Source organism: Serpentinimonas sp. SMBJO2 (genome assembly GCF_056341105.1).
Genome location: NZ_CP150628.1, coordinates 1,234,333 through 1,260,466, shown reverse-complemented (window position 1 = coordinate 1,260,466; position 26,134 = coordinate 1,234,333). Strand labels below are relative to the sequence as shown.

Genomic DNA, 26,134 nt, shown 5'->3' with positions numbered 1-26,134 from the left:
CTGCCTGCTGGCGGCGGTGGTGCGGCACGAGCTCGACGCCGCCAGCGCCGACACCTTGCTCGACGACCTCAGCCACCTGCGCCGCTTGTTGCAGCAATGGGTCAAGGCCGACGCCATGCTTGCCTGCAGCGACAACGGACTGACCGCCCCCGACGAACTGCCCGCTTTCTGAGGGTGCTACACGTCCACCGCCACCGCGTCGCCCCAGCGCTCGAGCAGGGCGCGGCGCGCCGCCGCTTCGCCCTTGCCCATCAGTTGCGTCATGCGCGCTTCGGTGGCGGCGGCGTCGCAGGCACCCCAGTGCACCGGCAGCAGGCGGCGCGTGTCCGGGTTCAGGGTCGTGTCCCACAACTGCTCGGCGTTCATTTCGCCCAGGCCCTTGAAGCGGCTGATGGAGCAGCGCGCGCGCGCCACGCCGTCTTTGGCGCACTTGTCCAAAATCGCCTCGAGCTCGCCCTCGTCGAGCGCGTAGGCCTTGCTGGCCGGTTTTTTGCCACGCGCCGGCACATCGACGCGGTACAGCGGCGGGCGCGCCACATAGACATGGCCGGCCGCGATCAGGGCTGGGAAGTGACGCAAAAACAGCGTCAGCAACAGCACCTGGATGTGCGAGCCATCGACGTCGGCATCGGCCAGGATGCAGATCTTGCCGTAGCGCAGGCCGCTCAGGTCGGCGCTGGCAGCGCTGGCGTGCGGATCGACCCCAATGGCGACCGCGATGTCGTGGATTTCGGTGTTGGCAAACAGGCGTTCGCGCTCGACTTCCCAGGTGTTGAGCACCTTGCCGCGCAAGGGCAGCACGGCCTGGCATTCCTTGTCGCGCCCCATTTTGGCGCTGCCGCCGGCGCTGTCGCCCTCGACCAGAAACAGCTCGTTGCGCGCCAGGTCGCGGCTTTCGCAGTCGGTCAGCTTGCCTGGCAGCACGGCCACGCCCGAACCCTTGCGCTTTTCCACCTTCTGCCCGGCGCGCTGGCGCGTTTGCGCGGCGCGGATCACCAGTTCGGCCAGGCGCCGCCCGTGCTCGACGTGCTCGCTCAGCCACAACTCGAACGCCGGCCGCACCAGCGTGCTCACCAGCCGCAGCGCGTCGCGCGAGTTCAGGCGCTCCTTGATCTGGCCCTGAAACTGCGGGTCCAGCACGCGCGCCGACAGCACGTAGCTGGCGCGCGCAAACACGTCTTCGGGCAGCAGGCGCACGCCCTTGGGCAGCAGCGCGTGCAGTTCGATGAAGCCGCGCACGGCCTGAAACAGACCGTCGCGCAGGCCGCTGTCGTGCGTGCCGCCGGCGCTGGTCGGAATCAGGTTGACGTAGCTCTCGCGCAGCAGCGCCCCGTCTTCGGTAAAGGCCAGCGCCCAGGCCGCGCCCTCGCCAGCGGCAAAGGCTTCGCTGCTGGCGTCGGCGTAGGCTGCGCCCTCGAACAGCGGGATCAGGGGCTCGCCGGGCAGGCTTTGCAGCAGGTAGTCGCGCAAGCCGCCCTGGTAGTGCCAGCTCTGGCTCTGCCCGGTGGCTTCGTCGTGCAGTTGCACGCGCAGGCCCGGCAGCAGCACCGCCTTGCTGCGCAGCAGGTGCAGCAGCTCGGCGCGCGGCAGCTCCGGGCTGTCGAAGTAGCGCGCATCGGGCCAGACGCGCACCGTGGTGCCCGGCTTGCGTTCGCCGTTCGCCGCTGGCCGCAGTTGCAGCGGCTCGAGCACGGCACCGTCGGCAAACACCAGCCGCGCCACCTGGCCCTCGCGCCGGCTGCTGACTTCGAGCCGACGCGCCAGCGCATTCGTCACGCTCACGCCCACGCCGTGCAGCCCGCCCGAAAAACTGTAAGCCCCGCCCTGGCCCTTGTCGAACTTGCCGCCGGCGTGCAGGCGCGTGAACACCAGCTCCAGCACCGGCGCGTTTTCCTCCGGGTGCAGGCCATGCGGAATGCCGCGCCCGTCGTCTTCGACGCTGACCGAGCCGTCGGCGTGCAGCGTGACGTCGATGCGCTGGCCAAAGCCGGCCAAGGCCTCGTCGGCGGCGTTGTCGAGCACCTCCTGGATGATGTGCAGCGGGTGGTCGGTGCGGGTGTACATGCCGGGGCGCTGGCGCACCGGCTCCAGACCCTTGAGGACACGAATCGAGCTTTCGGCATAGGCGCCGGCCGAAGCCGGCGCGCGTGGGGCAGTGGGGGCAGGCATGGGGGCGGATTGTAGAGAGGCTGGCCGGCGCGCTGGCCCATTGCCCACCCGCCCTTGCCCACCCACCCTGCAAGCCACGCAATAATTGGTTACATTTGCCCGTATGACTGAACCCGCACCCGCCATGGCCCCGCGTTTGTCGATGTGGCAAGTGCTGCTCTGTGGCGCGGCCATCGTCATGCTGTCGATGGGCATCCGGCACGGCTTTGGGCTGTGGCTGCTGCCGATCACCGCCGAGCAGGGCTGGTCGCGCGAGACCTTTGCCTTTGCCATCGCCATTCAAAACCTCGCTTGGGGCGTGTTTGGCATTTTTGCCGGCATGCTGGCCGACCGCTTTGGCGCCTTCAAGGTGCTGGTGGCCGGGGCCGTGCTCTACGCGCTCGGGCTGGTGGGCATGGCGCTGTCGCAGACTTCATTCCTGTTTGTGCTCACCACCGGGCTGCTGATCGGGGCGGCGCAGGCCGGAACCACCTTTGCCGTGATCTACGGCGTGATCGGGCGCCAAGTGCCGGCCGAGCGCCGCTCCTGGGCCATGGGCGTGGCGGCGGCGGCGGGCTCGTTTGGCCAGTTCCTGCTGGTGCCGGTCGAGGGCTGGCTGATCTTGAGCTTTGGCTGGCAAGAGGCGCTGCTGATCCTGGCCGCCGTGGTGCTGTTGATCGCGCCGCTGGCCTGGGGCTTGCGCGAACCGGTGCTGGGCGCCGGTGGCGCACCGGTGGTGCGCGAACAAAGCATCATGCAGGCGCTGCACGAAGCGGCGCGCTATCGCAGCTTTCAACTGCTGATGGCGGGCTACTTCGTGTGCGGCTTTCAGGTCGTGTTCATCGGCGTGCACCTGCCCAGCTACCTCAAGGATTTTGGCCTCGCGCCCCATGTGGCCAGCTACGCGCTGGCGCTGATCGGGCTCTTCAACGTCTTTGGCACCTACATCGCCGGCGCGCTCGGGCAGCGGCTGGCCAAGCGCAAGATTCTGGCCTTCATCTACCTGACGCGCTCGGTGGCCATCACGCTGTTTTTGCTGGCGCCGCTCACGCCCACCAGCGTTTATCTGTTTGCCGCCGTCATGGGCCTGCTGTGGCTCTCGACCGTGCCGCCCACCAACGCGCTGGTGGCGCAGATTTTCGGCGTCGCGCACCTGTCGATGCTGGGCGGCTTCGTGTTTTTCAGCCACCAGATCGGCAGCTTCTTGGGCGTCTGGCTCGGCGGCTTGCTCTACGACCTGAGCGGCAGCTACGATGTGGTCTGGCTGCTGGCCATCGGGCTGGGTGTGCTGGCGGCGGCGGTCAACTGGCCGATCAACGAGCAGCCGATCCGGCGCGGCCCGCAGCGCCTGCAAGGAGCAGCCACATGAAAACGCGGTTGCTGCGCGCGCTCATCGGGTTGGCCGCCTGCGCGCTGCTGCTGCTCACCTTCAACCTCTATACCCACCCCGACTTCATGCTCAAGCTGGCCAATCAGGTCTGGCTGTGCTTCTGAGGCCGCCGTCGCTGCCATCCCGGCCCGCGCTGCGGCGGTTTGCTGCGCTCGCGGGTTTGGCGCCACTGCCTTGTCACACCCGCGTCACCCGCTTCGGTTTAGTATCCGGCCACGGCGCGGTTTGGAACCGAGCGCGTCTGCCTGTTGCCACACCCTCAACTGCCCCCTTCAGTGAAACCTGCCGATGTTTGATATTCTGGTCATCCTCATCACCCTGGGCCTGCTGATTTACCTGGCCTACCGGGGCATCAGTCTGCTGATCCTGGCGCCGGCGCTGGCCACCTTTGCCGTCATCGCCACGCTCGACGGCCCGGTGCTGGCCAGCTACAGCCAGGTTTTCATGGGTTCGGCGGCCGGTTTCATCGCGCTTTACTTTCCCGTGTTTCTGCTTGGCGCCATTTTTGGCAAGTTGATGGAAGACTCGGGCAGCGCCAAGGTCATGGCCAACGCCATCATCGGCTTGCTCGGCAGCCAACGCGCCATCCTGGCCGTGGTGCTGTCGTGCGCGATCATGACCTATGGCGGCGTGTCGCTGTTCGTGGTGGCTTTTGCGGTTTATCCGATCGCGGCGGCGCTGTTTCGCCAGGCCAACCTGCCCAAGCGCCTGATGCCGGCCACGATTGCACTGGGCGCCTTCACCTTCACCATGACGGCGCTGCCGGGCACGCCCGCGATCCAGAACGCGATCCCGATGCCGTTCTTTGGCACCACGCCCTTCGCGGCGCCGGGGCTGGGCCTGATCACCGCGCTGGTGATGTTTGGCCTCGGCATGCTGTGGCTCGAGTACCGCGCGCGCCAGCTCGCCGCCGAGGGCTACGGCCAGCACTCCGACGAACCCGCCACGCCCGACAAGGCCATGCGCGAACGCGCCGCCGGCGAGGGTTTCGACGTCATGGAGCTCAGCCCCGAACGCCCCTCTGTCGGCGCGCCCCCGACCTGGGTGGCGGTGTTGCCACTGGTGCTGGTGATCGCCATCAACCTGCTGTTCACTTTTGTCCTGATCCCGCGCATGGACACCGGTTTTCTGGCGCTGCCGCTCTACGGCGAGACCCACATCGACCAAGTGCGCGGCATCTGGTCGATCATCGCCGCCCTGACGCTGTCGATCATCGTGCTCATCGCCATCAACTGGCGCCGCCTGCCCAAGCTCACGCTCAGCCTGGACTGCGGCGCCAACGCTGCGCTGCTGCCGATCTTCAACACCGCCAGCCTGGTCGGTTTTGGCGCCGTGATCGCCTCGCTCGCCGCCTTTGTCCTGATCCGCGACTCGGTGGTGGTGCTGGGCGGCGACAATCCCTTGATCTCGCTGGCCATCGCCGTCAACATTTTGGCCGGGATGACCGGCTCGGCCTCGGGCGGCATGAGCATTGCCTTGTCCACCTTGGGCGACACCTACCTGGCCATGGCGCAAGCGCACGGCATCAACCCCGAGCTGCTGCACCGCGTCACCGCCGTGGCCACTGGCGGGCTCGATTCCTTGCCGCACAACGGCGCCGTGATCACCCTGCTGGCCATCTGCGGCCTGACGCACCGGCAGGCCTACCCCGATCTGGCCATGACTGCCATGGCCGTGCCCCTGGTGGCGCTGGTGGTGCTGATCACGCTGGGCACGCTGTTCGGCAGTTTCTGAGTTTGGGGCGCGCCACAACGGGCCTGCACCGGCAGGGCGCGCGGCTGGGTAGAATGCGCGCTTGACCCACCGCTTTCGCACCCCCCACCACATATGACGACACCGATCACTGGCAGCATCGTGGCCTTGGTCACCCCCATGCAACCCGATGGCAGCGTGGACTACCCGGCCCTGCGCCGCCTGATCGACTGGCACATCGCCGAAGGCACCGACGGCATCGGCGTGGTCGGCACCACCGGCGAGTCGCCCACCGTGAGCGTGCAAGAACACTGCGAGATCATCCGCGTGGCGGTCGAGCAGGCCGCTGGCCGGCGCCCGGTGCTGGCCGGCTGCGGCGCCAACTCCACCACCGAAGCGATTGCGCTGGCGCGCTACGCGCACCAGGTCGGGGCCGACTTCCAGCTGCAAGTCGTGCCCTACTACAACAAACCGACCCAGGAAGGCCAGTACCAGCACTTCAAGGCCATCGCCGAATCCTGCGGCGAGCTGCCCATCATGCTCTACAACGTACCCGGGCGCACGGTGGCCGACCTGCAACCCGAAACGGCGCTGCGGCTGGCTGAAGTGCCGGGTATTTTTGGCATCAAGGAGGCCAGCGGCAACATCGAGCGCGCCCAGTGGCTGATCCGCCAGGCGCCGGTGGGCTTTGGCATCTATTCGGGCGACGACGCCACCGCCGTGGCCCTGATGCTGTGCGGCGGCCACGGCAACGTGAGCGTCACCGCCAACGTGGCCCCGCGCCTGATGCATGATCTCTGCGCCGCCGCCTGCGCCGGTGACGCGGCCCGCGCCATGGCATTGCAGATGCAGCTGCTGCCCCTGCACAAACAGCTGTTCATCGAACCGAACCCGATCCCGGTCAAGTGGGCGCTGGAGCGGCTCGGGCGCTGTGGCGCCACCCTGCGCCTGCCCCTCACCCCCCTCACCCCCAGCAGCCAGAGCGTGGTCGAACAAGCCCTGCAGGAAGCCGGCTTGCTGTAAGCTCAGGCCCTCCAAGCCCCCGCTCTGCCCCGAACCCGACCGCTCGAACCCGACCGCCCGCACCAGACACCCGCCATGAACCCGATCACCCAGACCCCGCACCGCCGCCCCGCCCCTGCCACCACGGCCCTGACCGGCAGCGCCCTGGTCATCACGGCGCTGCTGGCCAGCGGCTGCTCGGCGCTGCAGGAAGACCGCATCGACTACCGCAGCGCCCGCCCGGCCGCCACCCTCGAGGTGCCGCCCGACCTGACCCAGTTGCAGCGCGACAGCCGCTTCGTGGCGCCCGGCGCCGCCGTCACCGCAGCCGGTTTTCAGCTCCCGCAACCCGGTGCCGCGGCCACGCCCACGGCCGCCGTGCAAATGGGCGACGTGCGCATCGAGCGCGCCGGCGACCAACGCTGGCTGGTGGTCAACCGCCCCCCCGAGCAGCTCTGGAGCCCGATCCGCGACTTTTGGCAGGCCAACGGCTTTTTCCTCACCCTCGATCAGCAGCAACTGGGCCTGATGGAGACCGATTGGGCCGAAAACCGCGCCCAGATTCCGCAAGACATCATCCGCGCCACCCTCGGGCGCCTGTTCGACACCCTGTACTCCACCGGCGAGCGCGACCGCTTTCGCACCCGGCTCGAGCGCCGCGCCGACGGCGGCACCGAAATCTTCATCAGCCACCGCGGCATGATCGAAGTCTTCAACGAGCGCCGCGACAGCACCCTGTGGCAGCCGCGCCCCACCAACCACGAACTCGAAGCCGAATTTCTGCGCCGGCTCATGGTGCAACTGGGCGTGACGCAAGAGCAGGCACAGGCCCTGGAGGCCGCCGCCACCCCGGCGCAGCCGCTGTCGCGCATCGAAACGGTCAACAACCTGCCGGTGCTGCAAATCGACGAAGGCTTCGATCGCGCCTGGCGCCGCGTCGGGCTGGCGCTCGACCGCACCGGCTTCACGGTCGAAGACCGCGACCGCGCCCAGGGCCTGTACTTCGTGCGCTTCGTGGCCCCCGATGCCACCCCCGCGCGCGCCGAACCGGGCTTCCTGGGCCGCATTTTTGGTGGCGCGCGGGCGCAGGCGGCGACGGCGCCGGAGCGCTACCGCATCGTGGTGCGCAGCACCGACAACCGCAGCACGGTGTCGGTGCTCGACGCCGCCGGCCAGCCCGCCCCGGCGGCGGTGGCGCAGCGCATCGTGCAAGTGCTGGCCGCCGACCTGCGTTAAGCCAGCGCCCCATCCTTCGTCCTCCACCCAGCCCGCTGCGGGCCGGCCACGGCCGGGGCGGCCTGCACGGCTGCGGCGCCCCGGTTCGAGCGCTCGAGCATGACACCCAGCCCGCTTCCAGACGCTGCGGCCGCACCCACCGGCCTCGACCCCGGCCCGCACTGGAAGCTGCGCTACTGGTCGATTTTTCTGGGTCAGGCGGTGTCGCTGATCGGCTCGGCCATGACGCAGTTCGTGCTGCTGTGGTGGATCACCGACACCACCGGCAGCGTCTCGATGCTGGCCATCGCCGGCATCCTGGCCCTGCTGCCCTACGCGCTGCTCAGCCCCATCGGCGGCGTGCTGGCGGACCGCTACAACCGGCGCCTGCTGATGATCGCCGCCGACACCCTGGGCGCGCTGTGCATGGTGCTGCTGATCGTGCTGTTCCTGACCGGGCGCATCGAAATCTGGCACGTGTTCGTGATGGTCTTCATCCGCGGTTCGCTGCAGGCGATCCAGTACCCGGCGGCAGTGGCCAGCCTGGCCAATCTGGTGCCCGCGCATTTTCTGCCGCGCGCCGTCGGCCTGAACCAGAGCCTGACCGGCATCATGACCGTGGCCGCAGCGCCCTTGGGTGCCTTTGCCATCAGCATCCTGCCCATCGGCTGGGCCTTGAGCATCGACGTGTTCACCGCCTTTCTGGGCATCATCCCGCTGCTGCTGTTCACCATCCCGCAGCCGCAGCGGCCCAAACCGCGCGTACACGGTTTTTTTGACACCCTGCGACGCGATTTCGTCGAGGGCTTCAAGGCCGTGTGGTCGGTGCCGGGGCTGCGCAAACTGTACGCCCTGCTGGCGCTGGTGGTGATGGTGGTGATGCCCTCGTTCACGCTGGTGATGCTGCTGATCCGCAACCACTTTGGCGGCGGCCCGGCCGAGGTGGCGCTGATGGAAGGGCTGGCCGGGGTGGCGATGATCGTGGCCGGGCTGGTGGTGGCCGCCATTGCGCCCAAGCGCCACATCCGCTGGGTGATCGCCGGTTTTGCCCTGTCGTGCTTCATGCTGGCCGCCACGGCCTTGCCCGACCCCGACTGGTTCGTGCTCGCCGTCGTGGCCTGGACGCTGAGCGGGTTTTTCTACATCATCGGCAACGCACCGCTGTCGACGCTGCTCTTGACCACGATCCCGAATCACCTGCAGGGCCGGGCGCTGTCGCTCATGACCACGGTGGTGGCGCTGGCGGCGCCGATCGGGCTGGCGCTGGCGGCGCCGGTGGGCGAGCTGCTGGGCATCCGCGGCCTGTTCATCTTCATGGGCGTGACGGGCGGCTGCCTGGTGCTGCTGGGGCTGCTGTCGCGCGACATCCGGCGCCTCGACGTGACGCGGGCGCACGGCGCCGGCCCGCAAAGGCAAAAACCCAAGGCAGATGGCGACCGTTAAAATCAAACGCTTGCCCGCCCACTGCCCTGCCCCATGACCCAGCGCCGCTTCTTTGTCACCACCGCCTTGCCCTACGCCAACGGCGCCTTCCACATCGGCCACATCATGGAGTACATCCAGGCCGACATCTGGGTGCGCGCGCAGCGCCTGCACGGGCACGAGGTGCATTTCGTCTGCGCCGACGACGCCCACGGCGCGCCGATCATGATCGCCGCCGAAAAAGCCGGCCAGACGCCGCCGCAGTTCGTCGCCGCCATCGCCGCCGGGCGCGCCCCTTACCTCGAGGGCTTTCACATCCGCTTCGACCACTGGCACAGCACCGACGCACCCGAAAACCACGCCCTGGCGCAGCGCATCTACCTCGACCTCAAGGCCGCCGGGCTGATCGAGAGCCGCACGATCGAACAGTTTTTCGACCCCGAGAAAAACATGTTCCTGCCCGACCGCTACATCAAGGGCATCTGCCCCAAGTGCGGCGCGCCCGACCAGTACGGCGACAACTGCGAGGCCTGCGGCGCCGTCTATGCCCCGACCGAGCTGCGCCAGCCCTACTCGGCGCTGTCAGGGGCCACGCCACTGCTGCGCCAGTCGGAGCACTTCTTTTTCAAGCTCTCCGATCCGCGCTGCCTCGAATTCCTCGACCAGTGGACCAACACCCCCGGGCGCCTGCAGCCCGAGGTGCTCAACAAAATCAGCGAATGGCTCGCCCCCGGCGACGACGGCCAAGCCAAAATGGGCGACTGGGACATCAGCCGCGACGCGCCCTACTTCGGCATCCAAATCCCGGACGCGCCGGGCAAGTACTTCTACGTCTGGCTCGACGCCCCGGTGGGCTACCTGGCCAGCCTCAAGCACCATTTCGACCGCGGCCAGGCGGCCGCGCACTGGCACCCGGCCTCGCGCACGGCGCAAAGCTTCGAGCAGTTTCTGGCCGACCCGGCGGTCGAGCAGGTGCACTTCATCGGCAAGGACATCATCACCTTCCACAGCCTGTTCTGGCCGGCGATGCTGCATTTTTCGGGCCGCAAAGTGCCCAGCGCCATTTACGTGCACGGCTTTCTGACCCTCAACAGCGGCGAAAAGATGAGCAAGAGCCGCGGCACCGGGCTCGATCCGCTCAAATACCTGCAACTCGGCCTCAACCCCGAGTGGCTGCGCTACTACCTCGCGGCCAAGCTGAGCAGCCGCAACGAGGACGTGGACTTCAACCCGCAGGATTTCGTCGCGCGCGTCAACTCCGACCTGGTCGGCAAGTACATCAACATCGCCTCGCGCGCCGCCGGTTTTCTGGCCCAGCGCTTCGACGGCCGCCTGGGGCCCTTGGCCCCCGATGGCGAAGCCCTGCTCGACGGCCTGCAGCGCGCCGTGCCGGCGATCGCCGAGCTGCTTGCCGAGCGCGAGTACGGCAAGGCCATCCGCGAGACCATGGCGCTGGCCGACCGCGTGAACGAATACGTCGATCAAAACAAGCCCTGGGAACTGGCCCGCCAGCCCGACTGCGCGCCGCGGCTGCAAGACGTGTGCAGCACCTGCATCGAGTGCTTCCGCGTGCTGACGGCGCTGCTCAAGCCGGTGCTGCCGGTGCTGGCTGCCCAGGTGGAAGCCTTTTTGCGCTGCCCGCCGCTCGACTGGGCCAACGCCGCCACGGCGCTGGGCCCTGGCCACCCCATCGGCGCCTACCAGCACCTGATGCAGCGCGTGGACGCCAAGCGGCTGCAGGAATTGTTCGAGCCCAGCACGCCAGCGGCGGCGGCTAAGGCCAAGGCCAGCCACGCCGCCACGCCCCCCGCCCACGCTTCCGAGCGCGACCCCCACACCCCCCTGCCCGGCGGCGAGTCCGTCGCCCCGGCGATCGGCATCGATGACTTTGCCAAAGTCGATCTGCGCATCGCGCGCATCGTCGCCTGCGAGGCCGTGAGCGGCTCGACCAAGCTGCTGCGCCTGACCCTCGACGCCGGCGAAGGGCGCTTGCGCAACGTCTTTTCGGGCATCGCCAGCGCCTACCAGCCCGAACAGCTGGTGGGCCAGCTCACCGTGCTGGTGGCCAACCTGGCGCCGCGCAAGATGAAGTTTGGCGTCAGCGAAGGCATGGTGCTCTCGGCCGCGCACGCCGACCCCGAAGCCCGCCCCGGCCTGTACCTGCTGCAAGCCTGGCCGGGCGCCGAACCGGGGATGCGGGTGCATTGAACCCAGATTGCCCGAGGCAATATAATCAAAGGCTGGGTGGCCGACGCCGGCGCGCCGCCCCCACAAGCCGGAATAGCTCAGTCGGTAGAGCAGCTCATTCGTAATGAGAAGGTCGGGGGTTCGATTCCTCTTTCCGGCACCAAAAAATCCCTGGCGCCATACATGCGCCGTTTGTCCCTGAGGTGTCCCCGAAAGGCCGCTCACTTGCGCCCGGCCCATGCTTCGCGGCACTCGGACAGGTCGATGATGCGGCTCTGGAGAGGCGGCGGCGCTACACGCTCGATGCGTCGCACGATGCGCAGGCCCTTAGCTGCAAGCCGGACGCGTTAGGCGCGCTGGCGTTCGGCTGCGTTGGCGTACACGCGCGGTCTGCCGGGGCTGCGGCGGGGCCGGTGAGGGGCTGGGTCGGTGACGGCGGGAGCTGCTGCACGCCTGCCCTGCTTGCCGCCGTGGGGGCGATACGCCTTCGGCGGGAGGCAAGGCAAGTCCATCAGGGCAGCGCACGCAAGTGGTTTTTCAGTCTGCGATCCCAAAAAACACGGCCAGGCAGCGTTCGACCTGGATCAGTGCGTCGGGATCGATGCGGCCAAACGGCGCCCCGACCTTTTCGCGCCGGTACGTCTGTGCCTTGTCCACCATGACCTGGGAAGCTTGCTGCAGGCCGTTTCGGGTACTCGGCTCAAGGGTTACGCGCAGCAGCGGCGCATCGATCAGCGTGCTGGTTATCGGCAGCACGGTAACGCTGCTGTGTGCGCCGAACAGGTCGGCCTGGACCACCAGAGCCGGGCGCGGCTTGCCAAAATCACCCTGCATGGCGACCGCTACAAGGTCGCCGCGCCTCATGCAGTCCAGCCGTCCACGTCCCTCGAGGCATCGTCCAAAAACGCCTGCGCCATCGGGTCGCCCCTATCAGCCTGAGCCGCAAGCAGGCATTGGCGCTCGCACTCCTGCGCAAAACCCGGGCGGCGCGTGTCGGGCACCCAAATCTGCACCGGGCGCAAGCCCGACCGACGCAAAGCGGCGCGGTGCTTTTGCACCCGCTCACTCACACTCGCAGCCACAACCATGATCGATACTCCAGTGTTACATGCAACATCATACGCCATTTTGTTGCTGCGGTGGCTTTCGCGTTCACCGGGGGTGTCGGGGCTTGCCCTGACTTGGGCGCTTGCCGCCAGAAACGAGCCGGGACGGATCAATAACGAGCCTGGCCCCGATACTTCTCTTGCAAAGTACGGCAATTTGCCGTAAGATTGAGCCTGGAGAAAAACCATGCCCACTGCCGTCTCTACCGCTCGCCTCGAAGCCCGCATCAGCACCGATCTGCATTCGATGCTCAAGCGCGCCGCTGAGCTTCAGGGGCGCACCATGACCGATTTTGTGGTGTCCGCCGTGCAGGACGCGGCGCAACGCGCCATCGAGCAGTCGGAAGTGATCCGGCTCTCGCTGGCCGATCAGGAGTGCTTTGCGCAAGCGCTGCTGTCGCCGCCGCAACCGGCAGCGGCGCTGGAGCGTGCTTTTGCCCATCGCAGCCGGCTCTTGCGCGCTGAATGAGCGGCGCACCGTTGCGGCTCGCGCCGCTTGCTGCCGGGCATGACCGCGCCGCGTTCCACTGCGGTTCGGAGCCGCTGAACCGCTACCTGCGCGAGCAAGCTACCCAGGACATGCGCCGCCGCGTGGCGGCCTGTTTTGTGGCCGTGGCGGACGGGAAGCGCATCGCTGGCTACTACACCCTGGCATCCGCAAGCCTGCTGCTGTCCGACCTTCCAGCCAGCACGGGCAAGAAGCTGCCTCGCTACCCGACCGTGCCTGCCGTTCGTATGGGCCGCTTGGCTGTCGATCGGGCGTTCCAAGGCCAAGGGCTGGGCGCTGCGCTGCTGGCCGATGCACTCGACCGCTCGGCGCGTTCGGAGATTGCCGCTTTCGCACTGATGGTGGATGCCAAGGATGAGGCTGCAGCGGCCTTCTACCGGTATCACGGCTTCATCGCCTTGCTTGACTCGCCGCTCACGCTGTTCTTGCCGCTGGCGACCGTTCAGCGTTTTTAAGCGGGGCTACCTGCACAACCCCGGATGCTTTAGCTCCGAGGTCGGTGATTTTGTTTTTGCGCAAGAGGCGGCGGGCAATGGCATCGAGCGCTTGACGCTCAAGCTCTACGAAAAGCGCGTAAAGAAAGACTGGCCTGGTGTGCAGCCGGACGCATTACCGGCGCTGATTGGGTTTCGTGCAAGGAAACCTATGGTGCCGCAAGCTCAGATCGCTTTATAGATTTCGTCGCGGTCTTGTGTCGCCTCTGGCGTCCAGAACAACTCCATCATTCGGCGGAGGCTTCAAGTCGACGGCGCGCAGCCTCCCGCCTGGCCGCAAACTTTGCCTCGACTTCGGCTGCCGGGATCAGATGGCCCGCATGGGCTGAGTCCAGGCCAATTTGCACCTGGCGACGAAACCATGCGTCATGCTCGGCAGCTTCCTGCTGCTGCCGAACGAAGTCGCGCATGAAATCGCGCAGGAGCTGCGCGGCGTTGCGGTCGCGCAGTCTGGCTGCAGCAGAGAACTCGGATTTCAGCGCTTGATCGACCCGGAAGGTAAAGGTGGCCTCGCTCATGGCTTTGCCCTCATGTGTTACAAGAGAACTGCATGGTAGCACAGCAACGCTGATCCAGCGCAGCCGCGCTTGGGTCAAACCACGACCGGGTGTTTTAGCCCAGCTCGCGCGCCAGGTTTTCCGGGTGCATGTGGTCAGGGGGTTCGATTCCTCTCCTGGGGCACCAATGCCCAACGCACATGCTCGCGCACCAAGGCGCTGGGGTCTTCGAGGCGGCTGGCCAGCGCCGCCTGCACGGCTGCTGCTTGCTCGGGTTCCAGCCGGCCGCTGGCCAGCGCATTGCCCAGCGCCACCGCCACGTTGCGCAGCCAGCGCTCGTGGCCGATGCGCCGGATCGGGGTGCCTTCGGTGTGGTGCTCGAAATCGGCGCGGCTCCAGCGCCAGACGCGCAGCAGCTCGGGCGCTTGCAGCGGCGCCCGTGGCTCGAAATCGGGCACACGGGCGCGCTGGGCGTACTTGTTCCACGGGCACACCAGCTGACAGTCGTCACAGCCGTAGATGCGGTTGCCGATCAGGGGCCGCAGCTCGGGCGCGATCGGCCCGGCGTGTTCGATCGTGAGATAGGCAATGCAGCGGCGCGCATCGAGCCGGTACGGGGCCACGATGGCCTGCGTCGGGCACACATCGAGGCAGGCGCGGCAGTGGCCGCAGTGGCTGCCGACTGCGGCGCTGGGCGGCAGTGCGACATCGAGGAAAATCTCGCCCAAAAAAAACATCGAACCGGCGTCGCGGCTCAGGGCCAGCGTGTGTTTGCCACGCCAGCCCAGGCCACTGCGCTGCGCCAGCTCGACCTCGAGCACCGGCGCCGAGTCGGTAAACACGCGCCAACTGGGGGCTTGCTGCGCCGCCGCGCTGCCGCCAGTGGGCGCCCCGGCACCGCTGCCGCTGGGCGCCGCCGCAGCTGCAGCGCCCTGCTCTTGCAAGCCCTGCTCGATGCGCTGGGCCAGCCGCTGCAGCCGCTGGCGCAGCACCTTGTGGTAGTCGCGCCCCCGGGCATACAAGGCCACGCTGCCCTGTAAGGGCTGGTGCAAACCATGCCATTCCTGCGCGCGCCAATCGGGCCCATGGCTGCTGGGCAGATAATCCATGCGCGCGCTGATCACGCTCAGGGTGCCGGGCACCAGCGCGGCCGGGCGGGCGCGCTTGAGGCCGTGCGCGGCCATGTAGCCCATCTCGCCGTGAAAGCCGGCCTCGAGCCAGCGCCGCAGCCCGTCTTCGGCGCCGGACAGATCGACACTGGCCACGCCGATTTGCGAAAATCCCAACTCCCGGCCCCAGCCTTGTATTTGTGTGACGAATTGAGCCGCATCGAACATAACCCAGCGATTGTAGAAAGCCCAGCCCCCGAGGCGCAGCCGCTGGCCTGCACGACCCTGCTGCTGGCGGATGAGAGCGCCACCGCCGCGCTCGCCGCCCGGCTGGCCGCCTGCGCCCAGATCGGGCAGGCGCACCTGCATTGTTACGGCGATCTGGGCAGCGGCAAAACCACTTTTGTGCGCCATCTGCTGCGCGCTTTGGGCGTGCAGGGCCGCATCAAAAGCCCCAGCTACGCCATCGTCGAGACTTACCGCCTCGAAGCAGGCCCACGCTGGGGCCCAGGAATGGAAGTCGTGCATGCGGATTTTTATCGACTAATCAACCCTCAAGAGTGGGAAGATGCGGGACTGCGTGAACTTTTTACACAACCCGGACTCAAGCTGGTAGAGTGGCCCCAAAAAGCCACTGGAATGCTGCCCATGCCCGACCTCGAACTGCACCTCGAAACCTTGGCCGACGACAGCCGCCGGCTGCAGTTGGGTGCGCGCACTGCGCTGGGTGTGCGCCTGTTGGAGGCGTTGCAGGCATGAGGCGCCGCAGCGCCCTGCAGTGGCTGGGCTCGAGCCTGGTGCTCACGCTGGGCGCGCCGCAGCTGGCTTGGGGCGCCACCATCGTGGCCGTGCGCCTGTGGCCAGCCCCCGACTACACCCGCCTGACCATCGAGTCCGACGCCGCGCTGCAAGCCACGCCGCACTTCATGCCCGACCCGCCCCGGGTGGCGTTGGACCTCGAGGGCATCGAACTGGCCCCGATGGCGCAGCAGCTCACCGGCAAGGTGCGCCCCGACGACCCCAACGTGGCCGCGATTCGGGTCGGGCAGCACGCGCCCCGGGTGGTGCGGCTGGTGGTGGACCTGAAGCGCCCGATCAACCCGCAGGTGTTCCAGCTCAGCCCGGTGGCCGCGTTCCAGCACCGCCTCGTGCTCGATCTGTACCCCGTACAGGCGCGCAACCCGCTGGATGAACTGATCGCGCAGCGGCTGCGCGAGCTCAACGACCCCGCCCCGCCACCCGCTGCAGCCCCCAGCGACCGCGCACCGTCGCCAGCTGCTGCACCCGATGCGCCCACCCCCCCCGACCCGCTGGGCGAGCTGATTGCCCGTTTGCCCGCCGACCAGCGCGCTGCCGCCCCCAGTCTGGGGACCATCAGGCTGCCCCCGCCGCCGACCACCACCGCCTCGGGTGCCAGCCGGCCACGCCCTGCACCCAGTGGCAGCACCGGTGGCCGCGCCGACCGCCTGATCGTCGTCGCCATCGACCCCGGACACGGCGGCGAAGACCCAGGGGCCATCGGCCCCGGCGGCACGCACGAAAAAGACGTGGTGCTGGCCATCGCCCGCAAGCTGCGCGAACGCGTCAACCGCACCCAGGTCAACGGCCACACCTTGCGCGCCTTCATGACGCGCGACGGCGACTACTTCGTGCCGCTGCGGGTGCGGGTGCAAAAGGCGCGCCGGGTGCAGGCCGATCTGTTGGTGAGCGTGCACGCCGATGCGTTTTTTACGCCGCGGCCGCGCGGCTCGAGCGTGTTTGCGCTCAGCGAGCGCGGCGCCACCAGCGCCGCCGCCCAATGGATGGCCAACCGCGAAAACGCCGCCGACAAGGTGGGCGGCGTCAATTTGCGCGAGCAAGAAACGGTGTTGCAGCGCATCATGCTCGACATGAGCACCACGGCGCAGATCAACGACAGCCTGCGCGTGGGCGATGTGATGTTGCGCGAATTGGGCCGCGTCGGGCGCCTGCACAAACCGCGCGTCGAACAAGCCGGCTTTGCCGTGCTGCGCGCGCCCGACATTCCCAGCCTGCTGATCGAAACCACGTTCATCAGCAACCCCGACGAAGAACGCCGCCTGCGCGACCCGCGCTTTCAAAACCAGATGGCCGACGCCATGCTGCGCGGCATCGTCGCTTACTTTGAGCGCAACCCGCCCTTGGCACGCCGGCGCGAAGTCTGAAAGCCACCCATCTCTGCGCACCTGGGCGCGCAAAAAAGCCGCAGGCCAAAGGCGCTGCGGCTCGATATGCGTGCTATTTGGCGGAGCGGACGGGGCTCGAACCCGCGACCCCCGGCGTGACAGGCCGGTATTCTAACCAACTGAACTACCGCTCCGTGCGGTTGGCGACCCTACGGGGATTCGAACCCCGGTACTCACCGTGAAAGGGTGATGTCCTAGGCCTCTAGACGATAGGGTCAAACCTAGAAAACTGTTACCGTGAAACCTGTTGCAGCCCGCCTTGGTGGAGGTAAGCGGGATCGAACCGCTGACCTCTTGCATGCCATGCAAGCGCTCTCCCAGCTGAGCTATACCCCCTTTTGGAGAGCTGCAACCTTTGCACTCGGTTCAGAGCCATGGCTCTGCGCTTCGTGCATCAGCAAGACTCGAATTATAGACAGGTTTTCAGGCCTTTTGCAAGGCGCGCAAAACTTTTTCGCGCGGCTGCAGCGCCAGCACGGCGTCGAGCGCCGGCGTGTTGGGGGTGCCCATGACGAGCACGCGCACCGGCATGGCGAGCTGCGGCATTTTGAGGCCGTGCGCGGCCAGCACGCGTTTCAGCGCCGCCGCGATGCCGGCTCGGCTCCACTCGCAGGTTTGCAGTTCGGCGGCCAGCGCCGCCAGCGCCGGGCGCAGCGCCGCCCCGCCGTGTTCGGCCAGCGCCTCGGGCGCCACCTGGGGCTCGCGGTAAAAGCAGGCGGCCCAGTCGGCCAACGCCACGGTGGTGTCGCAGCGGTCTTTGAACAGGGCGCAGATGGCGGGCAGGCGCTCGTCGGCGCTCAAGCCGCGGCGCGCCAGTTGCTCGGCCACCAGGGGCGCCAGCTCGGCCTCGGGCAGGGCCTTGAGGTGCTGGGCGTTGACCCAGCGCAGCTTGGCTTCGTCGAACTGGGCCGCGCTGCGCCCGAGGTGTTCGAGGTCGAACCACTGCAAAAACTGCTGGCGGCTGAAGATTTCATCGTCGCCGTGGCTCCAGCCCAGCCGCGCCAGGTAGTTGAGCATGGCGTCGGGCAGGTAGCCTTCGTCGCGGTATTGGGTGACGGGCTTGGCGCCGTTGCGCTTGCTCATCTTCTCGCCCTGCTCGTTGAGCACGGTGGGCAGGTGCGCGTACACCGGCGGCTCGTGCCCGAGGGCGCGCAGGATGTTGATCTGGCGCGGGGTGTTGTTGATGTGGTCGTCGCCACGGATGACGTGCGTGATGCGCATGTCGATGTCATCGACGACGACGCAGAAGTTGTAGGTCGGCACGCCGATGCGCGCAGACTCCGCGCTGCTCGGTGCGGCTTCGGGTTCGCTGCCGGGTTCGCTGCCGGGTTCGCTGCCTGGTGCTGCAGTCGGGGCCGGGCGGGCGATCACCAGGTCGTCGAGCTCGGCGTTGGCAATCTCGATGCGGCCCTTGACCTTGTCGTCCCACGCCACCACGCCGCCGATCGGGTTTTTGAAGCGCAGCACTGGCAGCACGCCCGCCGGGATGGGGGGCAGGACCTTGCCGGGTTCGGGCCGCCAGGTGCCGTCGTAGCGCGGCTTTTCCTTGCGCGCCAGTTGGCGCTCGCGCAGCGCGTCGAGCTCGGCCACGCTCATGTAGCAGGGGTAGGCCAGACCGCGCGCGAGCAGGTCGGCCAGCACCTCCTGGTAGCGCGCCATGCGCTGCATCTGGTAGTAGGGGCCTTCGTCGAAGTCGAGCCCGAGCCAGGCCATGCCTTGCAGAATCACATCGACGGCGGCCTGGCTGGAGCGCTCCTGGTCGGTGTCTTCGATGCGCAGAATGAAGTCGCCGCCCTGGGCGCGGGCAAAGGCCCAGGGGTAGAGCGCCGAGCGGATGTTGCCCAGGTGGATGAAGCCGGTGGGCGAAGGGGCAAAACGGGTGCGGATGCGCGGTGTGCTCATGGGTGGAAGGTGTCGATGCGGTCGAGGCCGCGCAAGAGGTCGGCCTGGATGTCGGGCAGGTGCTCGAGCCCGACGGCCACGCGCACCAGCCCCTGGACGATGCCGGCGGCCTGGCGCTGCGCCTCGCTGAGCTTGCCGTGCGAGGTGCTGGCCGGGTGCGCGCACAGGGTTTTGGTGTCGCCCAGGTTGGTGCACAGCGACAGCACCTGGAGCGCATCGAGCACACCGAAGGCGCGCGCGCGCGCCTGCTCGGGGCTGCTGGCCGCCACCTCAAAGGCCAGCACGGCGCCGCCGCAACCAGCCATCTGGCGCATGGCCAGCGCGTGCTGCGGGTGGCTGGCCAGGCCCGGGTAATGCACCCGCGCCACCGCCGGGTGCGCTTGCAGCCACTGCGCCAGCGCCAGCGCCTGTGCGCTTTGCGCCTGCAGGCGCAGGCTCAGGGTTTCGAGGCCCTTGAGCACCACCCAGGCATTGAAGGGCGAGAGCACCATGCCGGTGTTTTTTTGCACCGGCAGCAGGCGCTGGTGAATCAGTTCGGCGCTGGCGCAGACCGCGCCAGCCATGACGCGGCCTTGGCCATCGAGGAATTTGGTGCCCGAGTGCAGCACGATGTCGGCGCCGAACTCGAGCGGGCGCTGCAGCGCCGGGGTGGCAAAGCAGTTGTCCACCGCCAGCCAGGCGCCGGCGGCGTGCGCCAGATCGGCCAGCGCGGCGATGTCGCAGACTTCGGTCAGTGGGTTGGTGGGGGTTTCGGCCAGCAGCAGCCGGGTGTTGGGGCGCACGGCGCGCGCCCAGGCACCCAGGTCGGTCTGCGGCACCGAGGTCGATTCGACGCCAAAGCGCGCAAACTCGGTGCCCACCAGCTTGAGCGTGGAGCCAAACATGGACTGCGAATAGAGCACGTGGTCGCCCGCCTTGAGCAGGCCAAAGCAGACCAGCGTGATGGCGGCCATGCCCGAGGCCGTGGCCAGCGCGGCGGCGCTGCCCTCGAGCGCGGCCAAGCGCTGCTCGAAGCTGCTCACGGTCGGGTTGCCGCTGCGGCCGTAGGTGTAGCCGTCTTCGTCGCCAGCAAACCGGCGCGCGGCGGCGGCGGCGTTGGGCTGCACGAAGCCGCTGCTCAGATACAGCGCCTCGGAGTGTTCGCCATGCAGGCTGCGCTCCACGGCCACGCGCAGCGCCAGCGTGTCGCGATGCAAAGGGGTGGCCATGGTGGCTTACTGCTCGCGGGAGTTGGGCAGCGCCAGGCGCGAGCTGTCGGCGTCGTCTTCTTCGCTGCCGCTGCGCTGCGTGTGCAGGCGGTTCACGTCGTCGTCGCTGATGTCGCCGGTGATGTACACGCCGTCGAAGCACGAGGCCTCGAAGCCGTCGAGCGCCGGGTTGATCGAGCCCACGGCCCGCTTCATGTCGTCCACGCTTTGGTAGATCAGGGCGTCGCAGTCGATGATCTGGCGCACTTCTTCGAGCGTGCGCCCGTGCGCCACCAGTTCGTCGCGCGTGGGCATGTCGATGCCATAGACGTTGGGGTACATCACCGGCGGCGCGGCGCTGGCCATATAGACCTTGACGGCGCCGGCTTCGCGCGCCATCTGCACGATTTCGCGGCTGGTGGTGCCGCGCACGATCGAATCATCGACCAGCAGCACGCGTCGGCCCTTGAATTCGCTGCCGATGACATTGAGCTTTTGGCGCACCGATTTCTTGCGCACCGCCTGCCCCGGCATGATGAAGGTGCGCCCCACATAGCGGTTTTTCACGAAGCCTTCGCGGTACGGCTTGCCCAGCAACTGCGCCAGCTGGGTGGCGGCTGGGCGGCTGGATTCCGGGATCGGGATGACGACGTCGATCTCATCCAGCGGCACCTGCAGGCGCAGGCGCTCGGCCAGCGTGTGCCCCATGTTGAGCCGGGCCTGATAGACCGAGATGCCGTCGAGCGTGGAGTCGGGCCGGGCCAGATAGACGTACTCGAACACGCACGGGAAGCGGCGCGGCTGGGCGGCGCACTGGCGCGACTGGATGTGGCCGTCGAAACCGACGAACACCGCTTCGCCAGGCGCGATGTCGCGCAAAAAATCGTGCCCGGTGCCCTCGAGCGCCACCGATTCGCTGGCCACCATGACGGTGCCGTCTTTGCCGCGCCCGATGCACAGCGGCCGGATGCCGAAGGGGTCGCGAAAGGCCAGCAGGCCGTGGCCGGCGATCAGGGCCACCACCGCATACGAGCCTTGCAAGCGCAGTTGCGTGGCGGCCACGGCGGCAAACAGCGCCTCGGTGCTCCAAGCGCCGTGGGCACCGGCGCGGCCGATTTCGTGCGCGAGCACGTTGAGCAGCACCTCGGAGTCGCTGTCGGTGTTGATGTGGCGGTGGTCGAGCTGCACCATGTCGTGGCGCAGCGCGCTGGCGTTGGTCAGGTTGCCGTTGTGCGCCATGACGATGCCAAAGGGCGCGTTGACGTAGAAGGGCTGGGCCTCTTCCTCGCTGTAGGCGTTGCCGGCGGTGGGGTAGCGCACCTGCCCCAGACCGCGGTTGCCGGGCAGCGCGCGCATGTTGCGCGTGCGAAAGACGTCGCGCACCATGCCTTTGGCCTTGTGCATGAAGAACTTGCGCTCTTGTTCGGTGACGATGCCGGCGGCGTCCTGGCCGCGGTGCTGCAGCAGCAGCAAGGCGTCATAGAGCAACTGGTTGACCGGCGCCGTGCTGGCCACGCCTACGATTCCGCACATAAGAAGAATCCTGTTGTTATCAAGGGAAATGGGCCGCCAGCCAAACCGGCATCAGGCCTTCGAGGGCGGACAGACCGTTGTAGAGCCAGCCGGCACCGAGCGACTGCTGCCAGGCCGGGTGCTGGTGCAGCGGCGTCAGGTGCAGCAGCACGGTGAGCGCCAGCAAAACCACGACGCCGCGCAGCACGCCGAAGGCCGCGCCCAAGGTGCGATCGACCGGGCGCAAGCCCACCTGATCCATGCCTTTTTTGCACAGCCAGGCCAGAAAACCGCCGGCAAACACGCAGGCCACGAACACCAGCGCAAAGCCGATGGCAAAGGGCAAGGGCGGGTCGAGCTCGGCCAGCGGCAGCCACGCGGCGGCGTCGGCGGCCCACCACTGCGCCAGAAAAAACGCCGCCACCCAGGCGCTGAGCGACAAGACCTCGTACACCAGCCCGCGCCAAGCCCCGATCAGCAACGAGGCCAGCAACAGCAGCAGCAGAAAGACATCGACGGCGGCCACGGCTCATAGCGTGAGGATGGCCGCGGGCAAGCCGAGCTGGCGCACGCGCTCGGCGGCGCGCTCGGCTTCGGCGCGGCTGGCAAAGGGCCCCAGGCGCACGCGGGTGCGCGGACCGTCGGGGGTTTGCGCCACGTGGGTGTAGGTGGCCAAGCCGGCGCGCTCGAGGCGCTGGCGCACCTCGCGCACGCGCTCGGCGCTCTCGAAGGCGCCCACTTGCACCACCAGGCGCTGAGGGGTGGCCGGCGCCGTTGGCGCGGCGGCGGGCGTGCGTCCTTCGAGGATGGCTTGGGCGCGGTTGGCCTCGGCGGGGGCAGGAGCCGGGGCAGGAGCGGGTACAGGGGGCGTTGCCGGGCGGGCCGGGGCGGCGGGTGTGGGTGCGGTGGCTGGCGCGGCTGGCACAGGCACAGGAGCGGGAGCGGCCGGTGCCACCTCGGTTGCAGGCGCGGGCGGCTGCACGGGCAAGGGTTGGGCAGGCTGGCGGTCTGGGATTTCGATGGCGATGTCAACCGGCACCGGGCGCGGCTGGGTGTCAAAGAGCAGCGGCAGGCCGATCACCCCCGCCAACACCAATATGCCGGCCCCGATCAGGCGCTGGCGCGCACGCCGGCGCAAGGATTCGATGGTGGGCGGCGGGGCTGGGGCGTTGGCACCGCTGCCGCCTGAACGCAGTTTGAACATGAGCCGCTGTGACACCGTGGGTTGCAAAAAATCGGGCCTGTCCCTGCACCCCAAGGGCCAGCGCACGGCAGCCTTCAGGCTGTGGCAAGGCGTCAAGTGGGCAAGTGTGGGGCCGCCAAACGCGGCACCCCCTGCTCCAGCACGGCCCCCACCGTAAGGAAAGACCCAAAGACCACGATTCTATCAGCCGGGTCGGCAGCGGCGCGGGCCGCGGCCAGCGCCGCCAGCGCATCGGCGTGGGTGCTGGCGCTGCTGCCCGGGCGCTGCGCCAGCGCCTGCCAGCGCGCCAGCAGATCGGCCGCCCTGGCGGCACGCGCGCCGGGCAGATCGGTGAAGTACCAGCGATCCACCAGCGCACCGGCGCGCTCGAGCATCGGCCCCAGGTCCTTGTCGGCCATGGCGCCAAACACTGCGTGCGTGCGCGGAAAGTAGCCTTGGGCGTCGAGGTTTTGCACCAGCGCCGCCACCGAGTGCGGGTTGTGCGCCACGTCGAGCACCAGCACCGGCTGTCCGGGCACGATCTGAAAGCGCCCCGGCCACTGCACCAGCGCCAGCCCGTTGCGCACCGCCTGCGCCGTGACTGGCAGGCGCGGGTGCAGGGCCTCGATGGCCGCCAGCGCCCCGGCCGCGTTTTGCAACTGGTTGGCCCCGCGCAAGGCCGGGTAGGCCAAGCCGCTGTAGCGTTTGCTGCGCCCGCTCCAGCTCCACTGCTGGCGGTCGCCGCTGAACTGGAAATCGACCCCGATGCGCTGCACCTCGGCCCCCAGCGTGTGCGCGCGCTCCAGCACACTCTGGGGCGGCAGCGGGTCACTCACCACCACCGGGCGGCCGCTGCGCATGACGCCGGCTTTTTCGAGCCCGATGGTTTCGCGGTCGGGGCCCAGAAACTCCATGTGATCGAGGTCGATGCTGGTGATGATGGCGCAGTCGGCATCCCACAGGTTGACCGCATCGAGCCGTCCGCCCATGCCGATTTCGAGCACCAGCACCTCGGGCTGTGCCGCCACCAGCGTCTGCACGATGGCCAGCGTGCTGAACTCGAAGTAGCTCAAGGAAACCTCGGGCTGCCCGCCCTCGCCCAGGCGTGCGCGCTCGACTTCGGCAAAAGCCGCCGCCAGCGCCGCCGCCGCCACCGGCTCGCCCCGCACCTGGGCGCGTTCCTCGAAGCGCACCAGGTGCGGCGAAGTGTAGAGCGCGGTGCGGTAACCGGCGTGGCGGTAGATCGATTCGAGCATGGCGCAGGTCGAGCCCTTGCCGTTGGTGCCCGCCACCGTGATCAGCGGACACGGCGGCACGATGCCACGGCCGCCGTTCATGCGCAGCATCACCGTGCGCACACGATCCAGGCCCATTTCGATGCTCTTGGGGTGCAGGCGCTCGCAGTGGGCCAACCATTGCTCGAGGCTTTGCGGCGGGGTTGCGGGGGCGGGGGGGCGGGGGTCGGTCATGGTGTTCGGGAGGCGGTGAGTGGGGGGCCGGCTGGGGGAGCACGGCCAAGGGCAAGGCAAGCCCCAGGCGGGATTGTCGTGCATGGCCCGCTGCTGCGCAGGAATTAGAATCGGGGGCAAGCGCCGGGTTCCGCCCGCGAGTCCGCACAGCCCCCGCATCGTTCGTATCTTTCAACCCTGCGCATCCTTCATGAGCACCACCCAATTCGATGGCGTGACCGTCCAAACCCAGGCCAATGTGTATTTTGAGGGCAAATGCATCAGCCACAGCCTGACGCTGGCCGACGGCACGCGCAAGTCGGTCGGCGTCATCTTGCCCGCCACCCTCACCTTCAACACCGGCGCCGCCGAAGTGATGGAATGCGTGGCCGGCGCCTGCGACTACCTGCTGGCCGGCAGCAGCGCCTGGCGGCCTTGCGCTGCGGGCGAGTCGTTCGCGGTGCCTGCCAATTCAAGTTTTCAGATTCGCGTCAGCGATCAACCCTTCCACTACATCTGCCACTTTGCCTGAACCTGCCTGAACCCAGCGCCGCCGCCATGCCCACCATCCTGCAAAACCTCCCCGTCGGCCAGAAGGTCGGCATCGCTTTTTCTGGCGGGCTCGACACCTCGGCCGCGCTGCTGTGGATGCAGCGCAAGGGTGCCCTGCCCTACGCCTACACCGCCAACCTCGGCCAGCCCGACGAGAGCGACTACGACGACATCCCGCGCAAGGCGCTCGCCTTTGGCGCCGAGCAGGCGCGCCTGATCGACTGCCGCGCGCAACTGGTGGCCGAGGGCATCGCCGCCATTCAAAGCTGCGCCTTCCACATCAGCACCGGCGGCAACACCTACTTCAACACCACGCCGCTGGGGCGCGCCGTCACCGGCACCCTGCTGGTGGCCGCCATGCAGGCCGACGAGGTCCACATCTGGGGCGACGGCAGCACCTTCAAGGGCAACGACATCGAGCGCTTCTACCGCTACGGCCTGCTCACGAATCCGGCGTTGAAAATCTACAAGCCCTGGCTCGATCAGCGCTTCATCGACGAGCTCGGCGGGCGCAAGGAGATGAGCGAGTTCCTGATCGCGCACGGCTTCGACTACAAAATGAGCGTCGAAAAAGCCTACAGCACCGACAGCAACCTGCTCGGCGCCACGCACGAGGCCAAAGACCTGGAGCGCCTCAACAGCAGCATCCGCATCGTCAACCCGATCATGGGCGTGGCGTTCTGGAAGCCCGAAGTCGAAGTCAAGGCCGAAGAAGTGCGCGTGCGCTTCGAGGAAGGCCAGCCGGTGGCCCTCAACGGCCAGACCTTCGCCACGCCGGTCGAGCTGTTCCTGCAGGCCAACGCCATCGGCGGCCGGCACGGGCTGGGCATGAGCGACCAGATCGAAAACCGCATCATCGAAGCCAAGAGCCGCGGCATTTACGAAGCCCCAGGCATGGCGCTGCTGCACATCGCCTACGAGCGGCTGGTGAGCGGCATCCACAACGAAGACACGATCGAGCAGTACCGCGACAACGGCCGCAAGCTCGGCCGCCTGCTCTACCAGGGGCGCTGGTTCGACCCGCAAGCCCTCATGCTGCGCGAGGCGGCGCAGCGCTGGGTGGCGCGCGCCATCAGCGGCGAAGTCACGCTCGAGCTGCGCCGTGGCAACGACTACTCGATCCTCGACACCGAGTCGCCCAACCTGAGCTACGCGCCCGAGCGCCTGAGCATGGAAAAGGTCGAAGACGCGCCCTTCTCCCCCGCCGACCGCATCGGCCAGCTCACGCTGCGCAACCTCGACATCAGCGACACCCGCGCCAAGCTCGGCGTTTACACCCAGGCCGGCTTGCTGGCTCAGGGCGCTGGCGGCGCGGAGCTGGTGCGCTTGGGGGGCTGAGAGCAGGCTATCGAAGCAAAAGGAACCTGGTGTGGTGG

The 26,134-nt window shown here is 68.0% G+C and carries 24 protein-coding genes and 4 tRNA genes; 14 read left to right on the top strand and 14 right to left on the bottom strand.

Features of this window, described 5'->3' with window-relative positions:
• Window positions 1-177: 177 nt before the first annotated feature.
• Window positions 178-2,169 carry a DNA topoisomerase IV subunit B gene (locus AAAZ40_RS05865; RefSeq protein WP_476661612.1) on the bottom strand — a complete coding sequence of 664 codons (1,992 nt, stop codon included), beginning with the start codon at window positions 2,167-2,169 and terminating at the stop codon, window positions 178-180.
• A gap of 103 nt (window positions 2,170-2,272) precedes the next feature.
• Between AAAZ40_RS05865 and AAAZ40_RS05860 the strand changes: the two genes are divergently transcribed.
• From AAAZ40_RS05860 to AAAZ40_RS05825, 8 genes are all read left to right on the top strand, one after another.
• Entirely contained in the window at window positions 2,273-3,517 is a 1,245-nt protein-coding gene (locus AAAZ40_RS05860; protein WP_476661611.1) for an MFS transporter, read from the top strand.
• Complete coding sequence (locus AAAZ40_RS05855) at window positions 3,514-3,642, top strand: hypothetical protein (protein ID WP_476661610.1); 129 nt, start codon at window positions 3,514-3,516, stop codon at window positions 3,640-3,642. The genes AAAZ40_RS05860 and AAAZ40_RS05855 overlap by 4 nt, the downstream gene beginning before the upstream one ends.
• Window positions 3,643-3,826: 184 nt before the next feature.
• Complete coding sequence (locus AAAZ40_RS05850; protein WP_476661609.1) at window positions 3,827-5,272, top strand: GntP family permease; 1,446 nt, start codon at window positions 3,827-3,829, stop codon at window positions 5,270-5,272.
• Window positions 5,273-5,365: 93 nt separating this feature from the next.
• Window positions 5,366-6,253 (top strand): 4-hydroxy-tetrahydrodipicolinate synthase, encoded by an 888-nt coding sequence (gene dapA, locus AAAZ40_RS05845; RefSeq protein WP_476661608.1) that lies wholly within the window; start codon window positions 5,366-5,368, stop codon window positions 6,251-6,253.
• A 75-nt stretch (window positions 6,254-6,328) separates the two neighbouring features.
• The gene (gene bamC / locus AAAZ40_RS05840) at window positions 6,329-7,468 is read left to right on the top strand and encodes an outer membrane protein assembly factor BamC (RefSeq protein WP_476661607.1); all 1,140 of its coding nucleotides are present in this window, start codon (window positions 6,329-6,331) and stop codon (window positions 7,466-7,468) included.
• A 99-nt stretch (window positions 7,469-7,567) separates the two neighbouring features.
• On the top strand, window positions 7,568-8,890 hold the full coding sequence (locus AAAZ40_RS05835; protein ID WP_476661606.1) for an MFS transporter: 1,323 nt from the start codon (window positions 7,568-7,570) through the stop codon (window positions 8,888-8,890).
• A gap of 33 nt (window positions 8,891-8,923) precedes the next feature.
• Entirely contained in the window at window positions 8,924-11,077 is a 2,154-nt protein-coding gene (gene metG, locus AAAZ40_RS05830; protein ID WP_476661605.1) for a methionine--tRNA ligase, read from the top strand.
• Between the two features lie 66 nt (window positions 11,078-11,143).
• Window positions 11,144-11,219, top strand: a tRNA-Thr gene (locus AAAZ40_RS05825).
• Window positions 11,220-11,593: 374 nt separating this feature from the next.
• Here the strand turns inward: AAAZ40_RS05825 and AAAZ40_RS05820 are convergent.
• The gene (locus AAAZ40_RS05820) at window positions 11,594-11,920 is read right to left on the bottom strand and encodes a type II toxin-antitoxin system PemK/MazF family toxin (protein ID WP_476661604.1); all 327 of its coding nucleotides are present in this window, start codon (window positions 11,918-11,920) and stop codon (window positions 11,594-11,596) included.
• A complete protein-coding gene (locus tag AAAZ40_RS05815) occupies window positions 11,917-12,144 on the bottom strand; it encodes an antitoxin MazE family protein (RefSeq protein ID WP_476661603.1) in 228 nt (75 codons plus the stop codon). The genes AAAZ40_RS05820 and AAAZ40_RS05815 overlap by 4 nt, the downstream gene beginning before the upstream one ends.
• A gap of 205 nt (window positions 12,145-12,349) precedes the next feature.
• Between AAAZ40_RS05815 and AAAZ40_RS05810 the strand changes: the two genes are divergently transcribed.
• Window positions 12,350-12,631, top strand: coding sequence for a type II toxin-antitoxin system TacA family antitoxin (locus tag AAAZ40_RS05810; protein WP_476661602.1), 282 nt, complete (start codon window positions 12,350-12,352; stop codon window positions 12,629-12,631).
• A complete protein-coding gene (locus AAAZ40_RS05805) occupies window positions 12,628-13,125 on the top strand; it encodes a GNAT family N-acetyltransferase (RefSeq protein WP_476661601.1) in 498 nt (165 codons plus the stop codon). The genes AAAZ40_RS05810 and AAAZ40_RS05805 overlap by 4 nt, the downstream gene beginning before the upstream one ends.
• 266 nt (window positions 13,126-13,391) lie before the next feature.
• On the opposite strand, the gene AAAZ40_RS05800 is transcribed toward AAAZ40_RS05805, so the two are convergent.
• Together AAAZ40_RS05800 and queG are read right to left on the bottom strand one after the other, a co-directional pair.
• Entirely contained in the window at window positions 13,392-13,682 is a 291-nt protein-coding gene (locus AAAZ40_RS05800) for a CopG family ribbon-helix-helix protein (RefSeq protein WP_476661600.1), read from the bottom strand.
• A gap of 134 nt (window positions 13,683-13,816) precedes the next feature.
• Window positions 13,817-14,998 carry a tRNA epoxyqueuosine(34) reductase QueG gene (gene queG, locus AAAZ40_RS05795; RefSeq protein ID WP_476661599.1) on the bottom strand — a complete coding sequence of 394 codons (1,182 nt, stop codon included), beginning with the start codon at window positions 14,996-14,998 and terminating at the stop codon, window positions 13,817-13,819.
• Between queG and tsaE the strand changes: the two genes are divergently transcribed.
• Both tsaE and AAAZ40_RS05785 read left to right on the top strand, forming a co-directional pair.
• Window positions 14,981-15,529 (top strand): tRNA (adenosine(37)-N6)-threonylcarbamoyltransferase complex ATPase subunit type 1 TsaE, encoded by a 549-nt coding sequence (gene tsaE, locus AAAZ40_RS05790; RefSeq protein WP_476661598.1) that lies wholly within the window; start codon window positions 14,981-14,983, stop codon window positions 15,527-15,529. The genes queG and tsaE overlap by 18 nt on opposite strands.
• On the top strand, window positions 15,526-16,953 hold the full coding sequence (locus AAAZ40_RS05785; RefSeq protein WP_476661597.1) for an N-acetylmuramoyl-L-alanine amidase: 1,428 nt from the start codon (window positions 15,526-15,528) through the stop codon (window positions 16,951-16,953). Before tsaE ends, AAAZ40_RS05785 begins: the two co-directional genes overlap by 4 nt.
• Window positions 16,954-17,031: 78 nt before the next feature.
• Here the strand turns inward: AAAZ40_RS05785 and AAAZ40_RS05780 are convergent.
• From AAAZ40_RS05780 to folC, 9 genes are all read right to left on the bottom strand, one after another.
• Window positions 17,032-17,108: transfer RNA gene (locus AAAZ40_RS05780), tRNA-Asp, on the bottom strand.
• Between the two features lie 7 nt (window positions 17,109-17,115).
• A tRNA-Glu gene (locus AAAZ40_RS05775) sits at window positions 17,116-17,191 on the bottom strand.
• 43 nt (window positions 17,192-17,234) lie between these two features.
• A tRNA-Ala gene (locus tag AAAZ40_RS05770) sits at window positions 17,235-17,310 on the bottom strand.
• Window positions 17,311-17,397: 87 nt separating this feature from the next.
• The gene (gene gltX, locus AAAZ40_RS05765; protein WP_476661596.1) at window positions 17,398-18,876 is read right to left on the bottom strand and encodes a glutamate--tRNA ligase; all 1,479 of its coding nucleotides are present in this window, start codon (window positions 18,874-18,876) and stop codon (window positions 17,398-17,400) included.
• Window positions 18,873-20,084, bottom strand: coding sequence for an O-succinylhomoserine sulfhydrylase (locus tag AAAZ40_RS05760; protein WP_476661595.1), 1,212 nt, complete (start codon window positions 20,082-20,084; stop codon window positions 18,873-18,875). The genes gltX and AAAZ40_RS05760 overlap by 4 nt, the downstream gene beginning before the upstream one ends.
• Before the next feature lie 6 nt (window positions 20,085-20,090).
• Window positions 20,091-21,596 (bottom strand): amidophosphoribosyltransferase, encoded by a 1,506-nt coding sequence (gene purF / locus AAAZ40_RS05755; protein WP_476661594.1) that lies wholly within the window; start codon window positions 21,594-21,596, stop codon window positions 20,091-20,093.
• A 19-nt stretch (window positions 21,597-21,615) separates the two neighbouring features.
• Entirely contained in the window at window positions 21,616-22,101 is a 486-nt protein-coding gene (locus AAAZ40_RS05750) for a CvpA family protein (RefSeq protein ID WP_476661593.1), read from the bottom strand.
• 3 nt (window positions 22,102-22,104) lie between these two features.
• Entirely contained in the window at window positions 22,105-22,779 is a 675-nt protein-coding gene (locus tag AAAZ40_RS05745; protein ID WP_476661592.1) for an SPOR domain-containing protein, read from the bottom strand.
• 92 nt (window positions 22,780-22,871) lie between these two features.
• Window positions 22,872-24,227: a bifunctional tetrahydrofolate synthase/dihydrofolate synthase gene (gene folC / locus AAAZ40_RS05740; RefSeq protein WP_476661591.1), complete on the bottom strand. Its 1,356-nt coding sequence runs from the start codon at window positions 24,225-24,227 to the stop codon at window positions 22,872-22,874.
• Between the two features lie 190 nt (window positions 24,228-24,417).
• On the opposite strand from folC, the gene ppnP reads away from it, so the two are divergent.
• On the top strand, window positions 24,418-24,738 hold the full coding sequence (gene ppnP, locus AAAZ40_RS05735) for a pyrimidine/purine nucleoside phosphorylase (protein ID WP_476661590.1): 321 nt from the start codon (window positions 24,418-24,420) through the stop codon (window positions 24,736-24,738).
• A 26-nt stretch (window positions 24,739-24,764) separates the two neighbouring features.
• On the top strand, window positions 24,765-26,096 hold the full coding sequence (gene argG, locus AAAZ40_RS05730) for an argininosuccinate synthase (RefSeq protein WP_476661589.1): 1,332 nt from the start codon (window positions 24,765-24,767) through the stop codon (window positions 26,094-26,096).
• Window positions 26,097-26,134: the final 38 nt, after the last annotated feature.

Excerpts from the sequence above, each read along its gene's own strand:
- AAAZ40_RS05835 (WP_476661606.1), top strand. The coding sequence starts at position 7,568 with ATGACACCCAGCCCGCTTCCAGACGCTGCGGCCGCACCCACCGGCCTC.
- AAAZ40_RS05800 (WP_476661600.1), bottom strand. The coding sequence starts at position 13,682 with ATGAGCGAGGCCACCTTTACCTTCCGGGTCGATCAAGCGCTGAAATCC.
- AAAZ40_RS05745 (WP_476661592.1), bottom strand. The coding sequence starts at position 22,779 with ATGTTCAAACTGCGTTCAGGCGGCAGCGGTGCCAACGCCCCAGCCCCG.
- AAAZ40_RS05760 (WP_476661595.1), bottom strand. The coding sequence starts at position 20,084 with ATGGCCACCCCTTTGCATCGCGACACGCTGGCGCTGCGCGTGGCCGTG.
- AAAZ40_RS05855 (WP_476661610.1), top strand. The coding sequence starts at position 3,514 with ATGAAAACGCGGTTGCTGCGCGCGCTCATCGGGTTGGCCGCCTGCGCG.
- dapA (WP_476661608.1), top strand. The coding sequence starts at position 5,366 with ATGACGACACCGATCACTGGCAGCATCGTGGCCTTGGTCACCCCCATG.
- AAAZ40_RS05805 (WP_476661601.1), top strand. The coding sequence starts at position 12,628 with ATGAGCGGCGCACCGTTGCGGCTCGCGCCGCTTGCTGCCGGGCATGAC.
- queG (WP_476661599.1), bottom strand. The coding sequence starts at position 14,998 with ATGTTCGATGCGGCTCAATTCGTCACACAAATACAAGGCTGGGGCCGG.
- AAAZ40_RS05810 (WP_476661602.1), top strand. The coding sequence starts at position 12,350 with ATGCCCACTGCCGTCTCTACCGCTCGCCTCGAAGCCCGCATCAGCACC.
- AAAZ40_RS05865 (WP_476661612.1), bottom strand. The coding sequence starts at position 2,169 with ATGCCTGCCCCCACTGCCCCACGCGCGCCGGCTTCGGCCGGCGCCTAT.
- AAAZ40_RS05785 (WP_476661597.1), top strand. The coding sequence starts at position 15,526 with ATGAGGCGCCGCAGCGCCCTGCAGTGGCTGGGCTCGAGCCTGGTGCTC.
- AAAZ40_RS05820 (WP_476661604.1), bottom strand. The coding sequence starts at position 11,920 with ATGAGGCGCGGCGACCTTGTAGCGGTCGCCATGCAGGGTGATTTTGGC.
- purF (WP_476661594.1), bottom strand. The coding sequence starts at position 21,596 with ATGTGCGGAATCGTAGGCGTGGCCAGCACGGCGCCGGTCAACCAGTTG.
- AAAZ40_RS05860 (WP_476661611.1), top strand. The coding sequence starts at position 2,273 with ATGACTGAACCCGCACCCGCCATGGCCCCGCGTTTGTCGATGTGGCAA.
- bamC (WP_476661607.1), top strand. The coding sequence starts at position 6,329 with ATGAACCCGATCACCCAGACCCCGCACCGCCGCCCCGCCCCTGCCACC.
- gltX (WP_476661596.1), bottom strand. The coding sequence starts at position 18,876 with ATGAGCACACCGCGCATCCGCACCCGTTTTGCCCCTTCGCCCACCGGC.
- ppnP (WP_476661590.1), top strand. The coding sequence starts at position 24,418 with ATGAGCACCACCCAATTCGATGGCGTGACCGTCCAAACCCAGGCCAAT.
- folC (WP_476661591.1), bottom strand. The coding sequence starts at position 24,227 with ATGACCGACCCCCGCCCCCCCGCCCCCGCAACCCCGCCGCAAAGCCTC.
- argG (WP_476661589.1), top strand. The coding sequence starts at position 24,765 with ATGCCCACCATCCTGCAAAACCTCCCCGTCGGCCAGAAGGTCGGCATC.
- metG (WP_476661605.1), top strand. The coding sequence starts at position 8,924 with ATGACCCAGCGCCGCTTCTTTGTCACCACCGCCTTGCCCTACGCCAAC.
- AAAZ40_RS05815 (WP_476661603.1), bottom strand. The coding sequence starts at position 12,144 with ATGGTTGTGGCTGCGAGTGTGAGTGAGCGGGTGCAAAAGCACCGCGCC.
- AAAZ40_RS05850 (WP_476661609.1), top strand. The coding sequence starts at position 3,827 with ATGTTTGATATTCTGGTCATCCTCATCACCCTGGGCCTGCTGATTTAC.